Genomic DNA, 16,430 nt, shown 5'->3' with positions numbered 1-16,430 from the left:
ATAACCCAGGCCCCTTCGATGGAAGACATGCGCCGCACGCGATTCCAACGAGTATCGCCTCGCCGATGTGACAACCATGTCAGCCGGTACTGGCCAGATTCGCGTCCGCACGACTCGGCTGAGCCGTGCGGATGCGCGGTACGGCTTATTTGGAGATCAGCAGCAACAGCGACTGGCCGCACTGGCCATAGGTGGTCCCAGCCCCGCCGATCAGCGTCTCGCTGCCAGGAGCGGCGAATGTATTGGCACCATCGTTCCAATTACAGGTGTCGGTGACGCGATACCACTGCGTGCCGGTGGGCGGCGCCGGCAGCGTGAAGGTGACGCTGCCCGACCAGCCGTTGTAGGCGACGTAGATCGAGTTGCTGTCGCCCAGCGACGGGCCGTTGATGGTGTAGGCCAGCGCGTAGTTGCTGGTGTTGTTCCAGTAGTTGGTGTCCGCCGTGGCGCCGCTGGGCTGATACCACACCAGTTGGCTGCCGGTATACCAGGTGGCTGGACGCAGCGCGGGATGCGCCTTGCGGAAGGCGATCAGACGCTGGGCAAAGGTGTAGAAGTTCGACTGATCAGTGGTCCAGCTGCTGCTCAGCCAGTTCGCGCTGGAGTCGAGGTTGTACGCATTGTTGTTGCACTGGAGCGTGCGCAGGTGTTCATCGCCTCCCTGCATCAGCGGCGTGCCCGCCGAGAGCATCTCGAAGGCCATGCCCGTGCGGGCAGCGCGACGCTGGTCCAACGCCGTGCCGGTGCCTGCGGACATGCCCTGGTCCCAGCTGTAGTTCGTACTGGTGCCGCCATCCGACGGCCCGTACGGCCACGCCTGGCTGTTGCTAGCGCCGTTGCACGAATAGACGTCCTTCAAGGTCAGACCGTCGTGTACGTCGATGAAGTTCACCGAGTTCCACGGCGCGCGTCCGTTGGCCTGAAACAGGTTGGAGGAACCCGAGAAGTCGTTCGCATCCTGGGTGATGTGGATGGTCATGCTGCCCAGTTCGTTCTGCGCCTGACGCAGGCTGTCGCGGAACAAGCCGTTCCACTCCGACCATCCCTGCGGAAATCCGCCGAGCTGGTAGGAGTTGCCGTTGATCGCCCACGGTTCGGCGAACAGATCCAGACCGCTGCCGCCGCCGGCGGGACGCACGGTGAATTCGCGCAGGATGCGGTTGATCGCCACGTTGCTGTCCGCCGCATCGAAGTTGTAGCCGCCGTTGGGGCAGTTCGGCGCCGAGGCGTTGTACGCACCGTTGAGACAGCTGTTGCCCAGCACCGAGGCGAGATCGAAGCGGAAGCCGTCCACGCCCATCGTGTTCGCCCAATAGGCCAGCGAATCCACGATCAGGTTCTGCGCCACCGTGTTGTACGTGTTGAAGTTCGCGCCGGTGCCGGTGTTGTCGTAGAAGTATTGATGGTCGGCGGTGAGCTCGTAATAGGTGCCGTTGTCCAGGCCGCGCCACGAGTAGATGGTTGCCGTGGTCGGATCGCTGCCCGTCCAGGTGCCCCCTTCGGCGGTGTGGTTGTAGACCACGTCCATATAGACCTTGATGCCGGCATTGTGGAACGCCTGCACCATCGCCCGGAATTCCGCCGTGGGGCCGCCGGGTGCCTTGTTATAGGCGTAGCGGCGATCCGGCGAAAAATAGTTCTCGGTCATGTAGCCCCAGTAGTTCTGGTTGGCATCCGAGTTGGGCACGACGTCGTTCGCGTCGTTCTGCGTTTCCTGCACGGGCAGGAATTCCACCGCCGTCACGCCCAGGCTGGCCAGGTAACTCGCCTTGAGGCCAGCGCCGTAGTACGTGCCGCGATACTGCGCGGCGATCGAGGTATCCTGCTCTGTGAAGCCGCGCACATGGACTTCGTAGATCACGTCGTCTTTCTGCGCCCGCGTGGGCTTGCTGCCGGTGCTCTGTGTGATGGGTGCCAGCACCACCCCCTTGGGCGCATAGATGCCGCTGTCGGTGGTGCGGTAACTGGCGCCGGAGGCGAACACGTTGCCGTTCTGGTTCGACGGGTTCTGCGGGTCCTGGCTCACTTCCTGCGCATACGGATCGAGCAGCAGCTTGTTCGGATTGAAACGATTGCCGCTGGTATCGACGTCCGACACAAAACCGGCCTGCGAACCCTTGCCCCAGCTGCTGTTGTACGGCCAGTTCGGTCCCCAGGCGCGATAGCCGTAATAGACCGAACCGGTGATGCCTGCCGCCTGGATCGACGACACCGGCACAGTCACCGCCCATACGCCGCTCCCCACCGAGCTGAGCGGATACGTAGCCGACTCCTGCACGCCGTAGCCGGCCGAATACAAATACAGCACGAGGCGCGTGGCGGTGGAGGAATAGACGCGGAAGGTGATGCTGGTCTGCGCCGCGTTGTAGCTCGCGCCCAGACTCATGCTGTTGATGGCCGCCTGGGCCGGTGTCGCGGGCACGCCGCTGAGCGCCGCGCAGGCCAGCAGCGCGGCGAGAATCTTCGAGCACTTCATGGGTAAGCCTCCATTCTGCTTCGTTGACGATCAGGTCAAACAGCATCGGCGCCACGGAGTGCATCCCTGCCGCGGCTGGCGGACAAGCAACATCACTGTCGTTCGCAAGAAGAGGGTTGCCGCGCATTTCCTTGCGCAGCAGCCATTCGGGCGGCAGTGCTGCGCATCGTAGAAAGCATCGCAATGCAGCAACCAGCGGCTGCATACGTATTCATTGCGAACAGCGTCCGCAAAAAGCATTACGGGTTGGCGGAACGCTCCCAGCGGGCCAGTTGTTCGCGCAAGGCCTCGTTGTCGGCCTTCAGCTCGATCACTTCGGCGCTCAGCTCGGCGACGCGGCGACGCAAGGTCGGCATGTCTTCATCGCCCGCCTCAGGCTCCTTGCGCGGCTTGCGCTTGGCTTCGCGCACGCGCTTGGCCGCCTGCTTGAGTTCGTCATCGCCCGCCACGGCCGCGGCGCGCTGCTCGTCTTCCGGCAGCGTTGCCACAGCGGCGGCGGCGTTGATCGACAACACGCCCGACTTCACCGCCGCCACCACTTCCGGCGCGGCCTGCTTCTGGATCTTCTCGATCATCACCACCTGGCTGTTGCTGAGACGCGCCTCGCGCGCGATCGCTTGCCGGCTCGGCAACGGCTCGGGCTTGGCGGGCGGCTCCGCTACGGTGACCGATGGCGTCGCTTCGGGCACGGCACCCGCCTCTTCTTCCACCGGCCTGGCGCGCGAGCGGCGCTCCTGCAGAATCTCCCGCTTGCGCAGCGCCAGCACGCCGCGCTGGAAGTCGGACACGCTGCGCCGCCCCAGATGTTGCTCGATCATCCACAGATGCACGTCGTCCATCGACTGGAAGCGGGTGTTCTGCACCGTGTTGAACGGCAGGTCGTGCTTGCGGCAGATGCCGTAGCGATTGTGTCCGTCCACCAGGACATTGCCCCAGAGCACCAGCGAATCGCGGCAACCTTCCGCGAGCAGGCTGCGTTCGAGCGCCTCGTATTCGTCCGGCGTGAGCGGGTCGATATAGGCCTTGAGTTCTTCGTTGACAACGATATCCATGGGTCGGGCAAGAGCGGGCAAAGGGGCGGCATTGTAGAGAACCCTGGCCCGCGTTTCGCGGCTTGTATTGAGGGCGGGAACGTGCACCACCATCCCGGGCCCTGCTCTGCTACCTTGCAGGCTTTCCGACCCGGGGGTTCCCATGCTGCTGCGCCACTGCCTTGCTCTTGCGCTTGCCGTTTCGCTGTCCGCCACCGTGGCAGCCGACGAGGCGAAGCCCGCACACACGCCTTCGCCCAAGGAACTGCTGGCCAAGTCGCAGCCGCAGGAATGGCGCACGCCCGATCCGCAGAACCTGCTGGTGATGCAGCTGCCGCAAGGGCGCGTGCTGATCGAACTGGCGCCGGACTTCGCCCCGCTGCACGTGGCCAATATCCGGACCATGGCGCACGAGCACTATTACGACGGGCTCGCCATCGTGCGCGTGCACGACAACTTCGTCACCCAATGGGGCGACCCGGCCAGCGACGACAACGGCGACAAGAGCAAGCTCAAATCGCTGGGCTCGGCCAAGGACAAGCTGCCGCCGGAATACACCCGCCCCTACGACGCCAAGCTTCCCTTCACCGCCTTGAAGGACGGCGATTTCTACGCACCGGAAGTCGGCTTCTCCGAAGGCTTCCCGGTCGCACGCGACCAGGCCAACCATCAGGAATGGCTCACCCATTGCTACGGCATGGTGGGCGTGGGCCGCGATATCGATCCGGAAACTGGCAGCGGCAGCGAGCTCTACGCGGTGATCGGCCAGGCGCCGCGCGCGCTGGACCGCAACATCGCCGTGGTGGGCCGCGTGCTGCAAGGCGTGGAATACCTCTCCGGCCTGCCCCGCGGCACCGGTCCGCTGGGCTTCTACGAGCAGCCCGATCAGCGCATCGCGATCGGCTCGGTGCGCCTGGCCGCCGATCTTCCCGCCGACCAGCGCCCGGCCATCCAGGTGCTGCGCACCGATAGCGCCACCTTTGCCGCGCTGGTCGATGCGAAGCGCAATCGCCTGGACGATTTCTATCGTTTCCCGGTGCACAAGGTGGACCTGTGCAGCGTGAGCATCCCGGTTCGTGACGCCAAGACGTTGCATTGATCTGGATGAACCCCCGCCCGCGCCCATCACCGCATGACGACACGCCCTTCACCGGGCGAGTCGGCAGGATGTCGTGGCGATATCGCGGTGGGAGTCATGCATGCGGCGGGGCTGGAAAATACTGATATGGATCATCGGCGTCTGCCTGGCGCTGATCGTGGTGCTGTTGATCGTCATCGCCACGTTCGACTGGAATCGCCTCAAGCCCACCGTCAATGCCCGCGTCAGTGAATCGATTGGACGGCCGTTTGCCATCAATGGCGACTTGAGCGTTCGCTGGCGGCGCGAAGAGCGCGCCAGCGGCATCGAGAGCTGGGTGCCGTGGCCGGAGTTCGTCGCGCAGAACATCAGCATCGGCAATCCAGAGTGGACCGACCAGCCGCATTTCGCCCAGCTGGATGCGCTGCGTTTCCGCATCTCGCCGCTGCCGTTGATCGTGCATCGGGTGGAAATCCCCGTGCTGTATCTCACCCAGCCCAGCATCGACCTGGAGCGCAATGCACAAGGCCAGGCCAACTGGGATTTCGCCTTCGCCAACGATGGCAAGCCGTCGGCGTGGACGCTGGACCTGCACGCGATCGGCTTCGACCGCGGCCATATCGCGCTCAACGACGCCATCAGCAAGGCAGACCTGCAGATCACCATGGAAGCGCTGCAGCGGGCGATCCCGTATGGCGACATCGTTTCGCAACAGTCCGCCGACGCACGCGAACAGGCCAGCAAGACCGTCGGCGCCAGCGCCAAGACCGCACTGGCCAAGGATGCGGGCACGCAGGAAAACGAACCCGGCCACACCAACGCCGCCTACCAGTTTGCCTGGCAGGCGCTGGGCAAGTACCAGGGTGCCCCCGTCGATGGTCATGGCAAGACCGGTGGCGTGCTGGCCCTGCAGCAGACCGACCAGCCCTTCCCGATTCAAGGCGACGTGCACATCGGCGATACGCACATCGCGCTGGTGGGCACGCTCACCGATCCGCTGCATCTCGCCGCGCTGGACATCCGCCTGTGGTTCTCCGGCAGCAGCATGGCCAAGCTCTATCCGCTGATCGGCGTGACCCTGCCCGACACGCCGCAGTATGCGACCGAAGGCCATCTGCGCGCGAACCTGAAGCGCGGCGCCAGCCACTTCGAGTACGACCATTTCCGTGGCCGCGTGGGCGGCAGCGACCTGCAAGGCGATCTGGCCTTCGATACCGGCGGCGCGCGGCCCAAACTCAGCGGCACGGTGAAATCGCAGCTGCTGCGCTTCTCCGATCTGGCGCCCTTGATCGGTGCCGACTCGAATGCCGAAAAGGAGCAGCGCGGCGATGCGACGCCCACACCCAGCGACAAGGTGCTGCCGGTCGAGCCCTTCCGCACCGATCGCTGGCGCGCCATGGATGCCGACGTCAACTTCAGCGCAGCCCGGATCGTGCGCGACACCGCGCTGCCGATCAATGCGCTCTCGACGCACCTGGTGATGGACAACGGCGTGCTCACGCTCAATCCGCTGGGATTCGATTTCGCCAGCGGAAAGATCGACAGCAACCTGCGCCTCGACGGCAGCACCACGCCGATGAAGGGCGACATCAAGCTCAAGGCGCGCCACCTCAAGCTCAAGGAACTGTTTCCCAAATTCGCGCCGATGCAGACCAGTTTCGGCGAGATCAACGGCGACGCCGCGCTCAACGCCCGCGGCAATTCGGTGAGCGAGCTGATGGGCACCTCCACCGGCGAGCTGAAGCTGCTGATGAACGATGGCGCGATCAGCAAGGCACTGCTGGAAACGGCCGGCCTGAACGTGGCGAACATCGTGATCGTCAAGCTGTTCGGCGACAAGACGGTGAAGATCAACTGCGCCGCCTCCGATCTGACCGCCACCAACGGCCTGTACCAGACGCAGCTGTTCGTGTTCGACACCGAGGACGCCACCATCCGCGTGAACGGCACGGTGAACTTCGCCAACGAGAAGCTCGACCTGGACGTGCGACCGGAGTCGAAAGGGCTGCGCATCTTCTCGCTGCGCTCGCCGCTGTACGTGAAGGGCACCTTGAAGGATCCCGACGTGGGCGTGCAGCCGGGGCCGCTGATCCTGCGCGGCGGCGGTGCGGTGGCGCTGGGCGTACTGGCCACGCCGATCGCTGCGCTGCTGCCGCTGGTGGCCACCAGCAAGGGCGAGCAGGACAACACCTGCGCCACCGTGCTGGAACAGATGCGCGGCGCCTCCAAGTCACGCCCCGCACCGCTGCCCAGCAAGAACAAGGCAGCCACCACTCACTGAGCATGCGCGGCAACGCTAGAATGCCGAGTCTCCCCTCGCCGACATTCGCGCATGCAACCGGTCAACAAGGCCCGCTGGCAGATCCATTTCTGCGTCCTGCTGTGGGGCTTCACCGCCATCCTGGGCAAAACGATCACGCTGCCGGCAATGCAGCTGGTGTGGTGGCGCATGCTGCTGGTCTCCGCCGCACTGCTGCTGATTCCCCGGGTATGGCGCGGCCTGAAGGCGATGCCGGCAAAGCTGCGCTGGGGTTACGCGGGCATCGGCGTGCTCGTATCGCTGCACTGGCTGACCTTCTATGCCGCCATCAAGCTGGCCAATGCATCGGTGGGCGCCACCTGCATCGCGCTGGGACCGGTATTCCTGTCGCTGGTGGAACCGTGGATCGCGCGCCGCAAGTTCGACCCGCGCGAGCTGCTGATCGGCGTGGCCGTGGTGCCTGGCGTGGCGATGGTGGTGGGCGGCGTGCCGACCGATATGCGTCTGGGCATCGTGGTGGGCGCGCTGTCGGCTCTGCTGGTGGCGCTGTTCGGCGCGTTCAACAAGCGGCTGGTGGAACATGGCGACCCGCTCACCGTGACCTGCCTGGAACTGGGCACGGGCACGCTGTTCCTCACCCTGCTGGCCCCCTTGCTGCCGCATGCGGGTCCGGCCTTCGTGCTGCCCAGCCTGCACGACGCCACCCTGCTGGTGCTGCTTTCCTTCGGCTGCACGCTGCTGCCGTTCGCGCTGGCGCTGGTGGCGTTGCGCCACATGACCGCCTTCGGCACGCAGATGGTGACCAATCTGGAACCGGTCTATGCGATCGTGCTGGCGATCGTCCTGCTGGGCGAGCAACGCGAACTGGACGGCTGGTTCTACGCGGGCGTGGCGGTGATCCTGGCCGCCGTGTTCATGCATCCGCTGCTGACGCGCACGCAGGCGACGCCTTCGCAGCCCGAGCTGTTGGGCACAGCCGAAAGCCACAGTGTGGTTGAATAAGCCGCCGTCGCAGCGGTGAGGTCCGCTATTTCCTGCGACAGCGGGTAACCGGCGCGATGCCATGCATCGCCTCACGGCAGTCGGGAGTGCTTGCGATGAGGTTGGGTGGTTTCCCAAGGCTTCTGCGGCGCGAGTGGTTCCTGGCCGTCAGCGTCGCCACGTCCATCGCGTTTGTTTGCTACGGCACGCGCCTGCTGGACGGACTCGACGGTCCGCTGTGGCTCACGGTGATCTTCCTGTGGCTGTTCGCGGTGATCCTGGGTTCCGCGCTCGCCGTGGTGCGCCATGCGGAACATCTGGGCCACCGGCTGGGCGAGCCGTACGGCACCCTGGTGCTGACCCTGTCGATCACCGCCATCGAGGTGATCAGCATCACCGCGATCATGCTGCACGGTGACAACAACCCCACGCTGGCGCGCGACACCTTGTTCGCCGTCACCATGATCGTGCTCAACGGCATGGTCGGCCTGTCGCTGCTGGCCGGCGGCTGGCGGCATCGCGAGCAGCAGTACAACCTGCAAGGCGCGAATGCGTACCTCGGCGTGGTGATTCCGCTGGGCATCCTGGCGCTGGTGATGCCCAACTACACGGCCTATCCGCAGAAGACGCTCACCTTCGCGCAGGAGGCCTTTCTGGCCGTGATCTGCGCGGGCTTGTACATCGCCTTTCTCGCCCTGCAGACACGCCGGCATCGCGCCTATTTCGCCGCCACGGAAGATGACGACGAAACCGCGTCGGTGATGCACGGCGGCGCGGCGCGCACCACCTTCCACGCACTGTTCCTGCTGGCCTATATGATTCCGGTGGTGTATCTCGCCGAGAAACTCGCGCACCCGGTGGATTACGTCGTGGAAACGCTGGGCAAGCCGGCCGCGCTGGCAGGACTGGTGATGGCGGTGCTGGTGGCCACGCCCGAAGGCATCGGCGCCGTGCGCGCCGCCCGCGGCAACCACATGCAGCGCTCGGTGAATATTTTCCTCGGCTCGGTGCTGTCCACCATCGGCCTCACCATTCCGGCCATCCTGATCATCAGCCATCTCACGGCCCATCCGATCGAACTGGGACTGCAGCACACCGACCTGGTGTTGTTCCTGCTCACCCTCACGGTGAGCCTGGTGACGTTTTCCAGCGGACACACCAACGTGCTGCAAGGCGCCGTGCACCTGATCCTGTTCGTGGCCTACCTGTTCTACATGTTCCAGGGCTGAGCGCGCTCGGCTTTTCCTTCACGTTTCCCGCGTCATCGTCCGCCCACCTCCCCTCATCCCCGCTGGAGAGCAACTTTCATGAAGATCGCCTTGTTCGGTGCAACAGGCCATGTGGGCCGCGCCATTCTCGACGAAGCCCTTGCACGTGGCGACGAGGTCACGGCCATCGTGCGCGACCCGGCACGCCTCGACACGACGGACCCGCGTATCGCGGTGGCGACCGGCGATATCGCCCATCCGGAAAGCTGGCTGGACGCCGTGCGGGGCTGCGACGTGCTCGTGGTGAGCATCTCCGCCCGCCGCGACGGCTCCAACGACGCGGTGCCTGCGCTGGCGGCCACGGTCCTGGACTACCTGCCCAAGGCCGGCGTGCGTCGACTCGTATGGGTGGGCGGCGCCGCCTCGCTGGAAACCTCGCCCGGCGTGCGCGTGATCGACGACCCGCATTTTCCCGAGGCATGGAAAGCGGAAGCCCAGGGCCAGATCAAGGCGCTGGAAGTCTTCCGCCACGGCAAGAGCGAGGTGGAATGGACGTATATGAGTCCGGCGGCCTTGCTCGAGGACGGCCCGCGCACCGGCAAGTATCGCGTGGGCAGCGATCAGTTGCTGGTCGATGCCGATGGCAAGAGCCGGATCAGCGTGGCGGACTATGCGGTGGCGCTATTGGATCGCGTCGAGAAGAACGATGCGCGCCGGCAGCGGATCACCGTGGCTTATTGAGGCTGCACCGAGGGAGCTGTATTTCCAGCGCCCTCTGGCGCTTCAAAGCCAGATCCGAACACCGGCCACCCATGTCGTCTCGTTCGCATGCACCAAAGGCATGCCAGGCATGCTGTCGATATCGCCAAATCGCCGCGTCCAGTCCACGCCGAGGTAAGGCGCGAATTTGCGACTGAACTCGTAGCGCAAGCGCAGACCCGCTTCCACGTTCGAAAGACCCGATGAAATGCCTCGCTGCGGATCATCCTTGCCGTAGACGTTGAGGTCCACCTTCGGAGTGAGGATCAACTTCTGGGTGAAGCGCAGGTCGTAGCTGGTTTCCAGTCGCAGCGCAGTCCGGCCCTGCTCGCCCAGATAGAACGTGGTCTGCGTTTCGAACCAGTACGGCGCGAGTCCTTCCACACCCACGGCAAGCCACTGGCGGTTCGGCCCCTGGCCGAAGTCCTGGCGCGCACCCAGCTGCCAATCCCAGAAGCTGGTCCAGGCATGGCTCCACAGGGCTTCCAGGCGGGCGTCCTGCGTGCCCTCATTGCCTCGCTCGCCCTCGGTCTTCAGCCACAGGCGATCGATGGCGTTGCCGTACCAGCCTTCCGCTTCCCAACTCGTCGCCATGTCGCCGGACGTACTGCGGCTGCGTTCGAGGCGATCGACCAGCAACATGCCGATCGATTCGTTGTCGTCCATCTGCATCATGGCGTTCATCTGCGATGGCGACATCGCGTGCAGCACGGTTTGCGGCGGCGACGGCGGTACGTGATCGTTCGGCGGCAACGCACTGACAGCCATGTCATGGCCCGCATGCTGCGCATCGTCCGGTGGCGTCGTGCTGCCATGATCGTCGTGCGGGGCGGGCATCGACATGCCCGGCATGTCCTGCATCGACATGCTTTGCGCCAGCGCGGCCACCGGCAGCGCGCCGAGACAGGCGGCGATCCAGCATGAAAGCACCCTGCTCATGCCACCACCACTTCGCGGAACATGCCCGCTTCCATGTGGTAGAGCAGATGGCAGTGATAGGCCCAGCGCCCCATCGCGTCCGCGCTCACGCGATAGGCGACGCGCTGCGCGGGCTGCACCATCACCGTGTGCTTGCGCACCTGGAACGTGCCATCCGGCGATTCAAGCTCGCTCCACATCCCGTGCAGATGGATGGGATGGGTCATCATGGTGTCGTTCACCAGCACGATCCGCACGTGTTCGCCGTAACGCAGGCGCAGCGGCTCAGCGCCCGAGTAGCGCGTGCCGTCGAACGACCAGAGATAGCGCTCCATGTTGCCGGTAAGGCGCAAGGTCATCTCGCGATCCACCTGCGGCGAAATGGGCGCATCGACGGCGTGCAGGTCGGCATAGGTGAGCACACGGCGACCGTTGTCGCGCAGGCCCACGCCCGGGTCGTCGAGATTGCCGCGCGGCGTCGCCACGCGCATGTCCACTTCGGGGCCGGTCTTCAGCGGCTCGGCCGGCGCATTCGCGTGCGGCATCGCCATGCCGGGCATGGCCATCATGTCCATGCCGGACATGTCGTGGCCCATGGCGTGGTGATCCATGCTGCCGTGGTCCATCGCGCCCATCATGTCGCCCATGCTGAGCAGCGGACGCGGGTCAAGCGGCGGCACGTCGGCCGTCATGCCGGCGCGCGGCGCCAGCGTGGCACGCGCGTAGCCGGTGCGGTCCATGCTTTGCGCAAAGATGGTCCACGCGCGATCGGCCGATGGCTGCACGATCACGTCGTAGGTCTCGGCGGTGCCGATGCGGAATTCATCCACGCTCACCGGTTCGATGGCCTGGCCGTCGGCGGCGACCACGGTCATCTTCAAGCCGGGAATGCGCACGTCGAAGAACGTCATCGACGAGCCGTTGATGAAGCGGAGCTGCACTTTCTCGCCCGCATTGAACAGGCCAGTCCAATTGCCGGCCGGCGTGCAACCGTTGGTCAGATAGGTATAGGCCACCGAGGAGACATCCGCCAGGTCGGTGGGATCCATGCGCATCTGGTTCCACATGCGGCGATCGTCCAGCGCCTTGGCGATGCCTGCGCGGTGGGTGTCGTGCATGAAATCGCCCACGGTGCGCTTGCCGACGTTGTAGTAATCGCTCTGCTTTTTCAGGTTCGCGTAGATCGTTTCCGGATCGAGATCGGTCCAGTCGTTGAGCATCACCACGTAGTCGCGATCGGCCGGATAGCGCTCGCCGTCGCGCGGCTCGACCACGATGGGACCGAGCAGGCCGGTCTGTTCCTGGAAGCGCGAATGGCTGTGGTACCAGTACGTGCCGCTCTGGTTCACGGTGAACCGGTAGGTGTATTCGCCGCCCGCGGGAATGCCCTCGAAACTCAGGCCCGGCACGCCGTCCATATCCGCTGGCAACACGATGCCGTGCCAATGGATGGAACTCGTGACCTTGAGTCGATTGCGTACGCGCAGGCTCACCGTATCGCCCTGCCGCCAGCGCAGCAGCGGCGCCGGCAGCTGGCCGTTCACCACGGTGGCGATGCGCTTGCGCCCGGTGAAATCGACCGGCAACTCGCCGATCTCCAGTTCGAAATGGTTGCCGCGCAACTCCGCTCGCGGTGTGCTGGCCTGCGCCATCGCATTGCCGCGCCAAAGCCCCAGCCCGGCAGCGACGCCACCCAGCGCGAGTCCCTGTACGAAACGCCGACGCGGCAACTGAAATCCACGTGGTTCCTGCTTGTTCATCCCATTGCTCCGTGTCGCACGCCCGCATGCAGGCGCATCGCATCGACCGGCAGGCGCCGGCCCGTGACCTTCAACGGAGAATCAGGCGAGCGGTGGCCGCAGCGGCGGATCGTAGGCAGGTTGCGGCGCAACTTGGCGATGCGACTGCCACACCGCGATGTCCGCCTGCACGTGCAGCACGTGCGGCACGATCGACTCCGGCACGCTCGCCGGTGCGTGGGTGCAGCAGCTATCGGACATCACGGTGGATGGGTGCGTAGCCGCGTGATCGTGCTGCGCGGCCTTCGTCGGCGGGCAACAATCGTCGTGCTGCGGCATCGCCCACGCCACGCTGGACAGCGCCAGCCAGGCGCATAACGCCAGCACCATTAAGGTGCGGCAGCGGCGCAGGTGACGGAACAAATGGCGGGGCATGGGGGCAAGCATAGCGATGGGGTGGGCGGAGGCTCAACTCTGGAGTTGGGTCTTGCTGGTTTCCGGAGACACGCCTCGGCCTTTATTTGTCGCGATTCCGCGATCTGGCCGCTTACGACGCGAAGCTAGTCCCGTGGGACGCAGCGGGCGTTTCGATCGGCTGCCGCCGCTCGAGTCACTTTTCTTTGCTGGCCCACGCATGCGCAGGAGCGCATGCGAACGGCGAAGCCGGCCCGAAGGGCGGAGGGCAGGATGCCCGGAGTAAAGAAAAGTAACCCAAAGAAATGGCCTTTAGAGCTGGCAGCATCGTGTTGAATCCAAGCACGAACGCCCGAGGCGCGTCCTGCCGGATCTCCATGGGAGGGTACCCCAGGGGTACTTCCAAGCACTGCGCAACGCGCCCGACTCGCTGAGGACTTAAGGCGGAGCCTCGCTTCGCATCGCCCTTGGCTTGTCTTCGCGATGCACCCCACTTGTCCCTCTCCCCGCCGGGGAGAGGGACGGGGTGAGGGGCGGGTGCTCGCGGAAACGTATGCGCTTTTCTGTAGGAGCGCACCCTGTGCGCGACCGTCACGCTGGGATGTACCGCTCCGTAGGATGGTCGCGCACAGGGTGCGCTCCTACAGTAGACCTGCAGCTCTTGCTCCGGCTCTTGGCTCTTGGGGTCCCCGTATGACGCGGCGGGTGGGTGGAGGAAAGCCCGAAGGGTGGCCCGCATGGATGCGGGCCAGTTTTTCGCCAGGGCAGGATGCCCTGTCGAAAAACCCCGCAACCCACCCGCGCACCTGGAGGGCCGCTAGGCCCCTAAGGCGCGTCATCCGGGGGGCCCTTCTCTTTGGTTACTTTCTCTTGGGCAAGCAAGAGAAAGTGACCCGGCCTCCGGCAGGAGGACGGAAGCCCGCGGCAGGCGAGCCAGGTCGCGATCACGCGACAACCGAGCGCAAAGGCACTGGGCCCGGCCTCCTCCGGGATGCCGAACAAAAGCGCGAGCACACCCCACCCCCTATACTGTCCAACCGCCTGCCCCTCCCCCCTTCATGAACTATCGCCACGCCTACCACGCCGGCAACTTCGCCGATGTCCTCAAGCACAGCGTGCTGTTCGCGCTGATCGAAGCGATGCAGGCGAAGGCCACGCAGTTCGCCTTCATCGACACCCACGCCGGCAGCGGCTGCTACGCCCTGGACGGTGTCGAGGCGGGCAAGACCGGCGAATACAAGGACGGCATCTCGCGCCTGCTGTTCCCCGACCTGCATCCCAACAGCGGCAAGGGCCAGGCACTGCCGCCGCTGCTGCGCCGCTGGCTCGACGCCATCCTGCGCCTGCCGGGCAACGATCATGGGCTGAAGCTCTACCCGGGCTCGCCGCTGCAGGTGGCGAACGCGATGCGCGAGATCGACAGCGCGCAGCTGTGCGAATTGCATCCGGAAGAAGCCACGCGCCTGCGCGACCTGTTCCATCACGATCACCGCGTGCACGTGCACCAGCGCAACGGCTACGAAGCGCTCAAGGCCCTGCTGCCGCCCAAGGAAAAGCGCGGGCTGGTGCTGATCGACCCGCCGTACGAGGCCCAGGAAGCCGAATACCGCGTGATCGAAAAAGCCTTGAAAGCCGCACTGGAACGCTGGCCTACCGGCGTCTATGCCGTGTGGTATCCGATCAAGTTGCGCAGCCAGGTGCAGCCGTTCCATCGCTGGTTGCAGCACTGCAGCGCACGACGCGTACTGCGCGCGGAGCTGCTGGTGCACCCGGACGACTCGCCGTTGCGTCTCAACGGTTCGGGCATGGTGATCCTCAATGCCCCATGGAAACTGGACGAGGCGCTGCGCGACTCCCTGCGGGTGATGGCACCCATGCTGTCGCAGGAACGTCCTGCCCAGTGGCGGCTCGACTGGCTGGTGGAAGACAGCGCCAGCTGAACGCTCAACGGGACTTCCACCCGCTGTATACCTTCCGCGCGGTGAGCCCGTTAAGCTCAATCCAACGCCACCCGGAAGACGGCCATGACCCAGCTCACCAGCACCCTACTGCGCAGTACCATCGCTCTCGGCATGCTGGCGCTGGCCGCATGCGCGCCCGCGCCCATCTACAAGCCCTCGCCGGCCACCGTAGCCACCGCGCCCAACATCGTGGCGCAATCGCCCGACCGCTACGCCAACGCCGATGTGATCTGGGGCGGCACCGTGGTGCAGGTGAGCAATTTCCCCGACCGCAGTGAAGTGGAAATCGTCGGCTATCCGCTGGACAGCTCGCAGCGGCCCAAGCTGGACAACAACGGCGGCTGGGGCCGCTTCGTCGCGGTGATGCCCGGCTTCGTGGAACCCTTCAACTACCCGACCGGCGCGCTGATCACCCTGAGCGGACGGATCACCGGCACCCGCCCCGGCAACGTGGGCCAGGCCACCTACGTGTTCCCCACGGTGAGCGTGGCCCAGTCGCACGTGTGGACGCCGGCGGAGATGGAAGCGGGCAAGTCGAACGTGAGCTTCGGGATCGGTGTGGGTGGCGTCATACACTGACGACGAACAGCCCTTTAAACTGCCTGCCTTCGTCCAAAGGAAGGCACGATGTCAGGCCAAGCTAATTCACTGAGGGCGATCCTGCTCGCCCTCGGCGCCAATTTCGCCATCTTCGTCAGCAAGCTGGTCGCCGCATTGATCACCGGCTCCGGCGCCATGCTCGCCGAGGCCGTGCATTCGCTGGCCGACTGCGGCAACCAGGGCCTGTTGTTGCTGGGCATGCGCCAGGCCGATCGCCCGCCGTCGGATGAATACCCGTTGGGCTGGGGCCGCGCGCTGTACTTCTGGTCGTTTCTCGTCGCCATCCTGCTTTTCAGCGTGGGCGGCATGTTTTCCATCTACGAAGGCATCCACAAGTTCAGCCATCCCGAGCCCCTGAAATGGCCGTGGCTGGCAGTGGGCGTGCTGGCGTTCGGCGTGGTCGCCGAATCCATTTCCATGCACGGTTGCCTCAAGGAAGTGAACAAGGCGCGCGATGGCCGCAGCCTGTGGCGCTGGTTCCGCGAAACGCGCTCCAGCGAATTGCTGGTGATCTTCGGCGAAGACCTCGCCGCCCTGCTCGGCCTCACCATCGCACTGATCGCCGTGCTGGCCACCATGCTCACCGGCAACCTGCTCTACGACGCCGGGGGCACCATCGCCATCGGCGTGCTGCTGGTGGTCGTGGCGGTCGTCGTGGCGAGCGAAGTGAAAGACCTGCTGATCGGCCAGGGGGTGGAGCCGAAGCGTCGCGAAGAGCTGGTCGCTTTCATCAACGCCCAGCCGGAAGTCGACGTGCTGCTCAACCTGATCACCTTGCAGATGGGCCCGGACGTGATGGTGGCGGTGAAAGCGCGCATGTCCCCCGCACCGGACCAGACCGCACTGGTCGAAGCGATCAACCGCGTGGAACGCGCCATGAAGACGCAGTTCCCGGATGTCCGCTGGAGTTTCTTCGAGCCGGATATTGCGGACTGAGCGCTAGATCGCCGTGTAAAGACCCCTGAAATGTGGGAGCGCACTTGTGCGCGACGGCCACCTGCATGG

Annotated in this window: 13 protein-coding genes; 8 read left to right on the top strand and 5 right to left on the bottom strand. The window is 65.1% G+C overall.

The annotated features are described in order from the left end of the window. Positions 1-145 precede the first annotated feature (145 nt). Both ISP20_RS01645 and ISP20_RS01640 read right to left on the bottom strand, forming a co-directional pair. On the bottom strand, positions 146-2,476 hold the full coding sequence (locus tag ISP20_RS01645) for an isoamylase (protein ID WP_204634313.1): 2,331 nt from the start codon (positions 2,474-2,476) through the stop codon (positions 146-148). A 239-nt stretch (positions 2,477-2,715) separates the two neighbouring features. Continuing rightward, positions 2,716-3,528: a ParB N-terminal domain-containing protein gene (locus tag ISP20_RS01640; RefSeq protein ID WP_204634312.1), complete on the bottom strand. Its 813-nt coding sequence runs from the start codon at positions 3,526-3,528 to the stop codon at positions 2,716-2,718. A gap of 142 nt (positions 3,529-3,670) precedes the next feature. Between ISP20_RS01640 and ISP20_RS01635 the strand changes: the two genes are divergently transcribed. From ISP20_RS01635 to ISP20_RS01615, 5 genes are all read left to right on the top strand, one after another. Then, positions 3,671-4,606, top strand: a complete 936-nt coding sequence (locus ISP20_RS01635; RefSeq protein ID WP_204634311.1) for a peptidylprolyl isomerase — start codon at positions 3,671-3,673, stop codon at positions 4,604-4,606. 100 nt (positions 4,607-4,706) lie between these two features. After that, positions 4,707-6,866, top strand: coding sequence for an AsmA family protein (locus tag ISP20_RS01630; RefSeq protein WP_204634310.1), 2,160 nt, complete (start codon positions 4,707-4,709; stop codon positions 6,864-6,866). 51 nt (positions 6,867-6,917) lie between these two features. Next, a complete protein-coding gene (locus ISP20_RS01625; protein WP_204634309.1) occupies positions 6,918-7,847 on the top strand; it encodes a DMT family transporter in 930 nt (309 codons plus the stop codon). A gap of 95 nt (positions 7,848-7,942) precedes the next feature. Further along, positions 7,943-9,055 (top strand): calcium:cation antiporter, encoded by a 1,113-nt coding sequence (locus ISP20_RS01620; RefSeq protein ID WP_204634308.1) that lies wholly within the window; start codon positions 7,943-7,945, stop codon positions 9,053-9,055. A gap of 78 nt (positions 9,056-9,133) precedes the next feature. Further along, a complete protein-coding gene (locus ISP20_RS01615) occupies positions 9,134-9,775 on the top strand; it encodes an NAD(P)-dependent oxidoreductase (protein WP_204634307.1) in 642 nt (213 codons plus the stop codon). 42 nt (positions 9,776-9,817) lie between these two features. Here the strand turns inward: ISP20_RS01615 and ISP20_RS01610 are convergent, their stop codons facing one another. From ISP20_RS01610 to ISP20_RS01600, 3 genes are all read right to left on the bottom strand, one after another. Further along, entirely contained in the window at positions 9,818-10,732 is a 915-nt protein-coding gene (locus ISP20_RS01610) for a copper resistance protein B (protein ID WP_204634306.1), read from the bottom strand. Beyond that, entirely contained in the window at positions 10,729-12,471 is a 1,743-nt protein-coding gene (locus ISP20_RS01605) for a copper resistance system multicopper oxidase (RefSeq protein WP_204634305.1), read from the bottom strand. The genes ISP20_RS01610 and ISP20_RS01605 overlap by 4 nt, the downstream gene beginning before the upstream one ends. 81 nt (positions 12,472-12,552) lie before the next feature. After that, a complete protein-coding gene (locus tag ISP20_RS01600; RefSeq protein WP_204634304.1) occupies positions 12,553-12,885 on the bottom strand; it encodes a hypothetical protein in 333 nt (110 codons plus the stop codon). A 1,037-nt stretch (positions 12,886-13,922) separates the two neighbouring features. On the opposite strand from ISP20_RS01600, the gene ISP20_RS01595 reads away from it, so the two are divergent. From ISP20_RS01595 to ISP20_RS01585, 3 genes are all read left to right on the top strand, one after another. After that, on the top strand, positions 13,923-14,804 hold the full coding sequence (locus ISP20_RS01595) for a 23S rRNA (adenine(2030)-N(6))-methyltransferase RlmJ (RefSeq protein WP_204634303.1): 882 nt from the start codon (positions 13,923-13,925) through the stop codon (positions 14,802-14,804). A gap of 84 nt (positions 14,805-14,888) precedes the next feature. Beyond that, on the top strand, positions 14,889-15,404 hold the full coding sequence (locus ISP20_RS01590; RefSeq protein WP_204634302.1) for a Slp family lipoprotein: 516 nt from the start codon (positions 14,889-14,891) through the stop codon (positions 15,402-15,404). Between the two features lie 48 nt (positions 15,405-15,452). Continuing rightward, on the top strand, positions 15,453-16,361 hold the full coding sequence (locus ISP20_RS01585) for a cation diffusion facilitator family transporter (protein ID WP_204634301.1): 909 nt from the start codon (positions 15,453-15,455) through the stop codon (positions 16,359-16,361). The last annotated feature ends 69 nt before the right edge of the window (positions 16,362-16,430 follow it).

The sequence above is a fragment of the Dyella kyungheensis genome (assembly GCF_016905005.1).
Lineage (GTDB): Bacteria > Pseudomonadota > Gammaproteobacteria > Xanthomonadales > Rhodanobacteraceae > Dyella > Dyella kyungheensis.
Note: the sequence above shows the minus strand (reverse complement) of the source record. Positions and strands in the feature narration are given on the sequence as shown.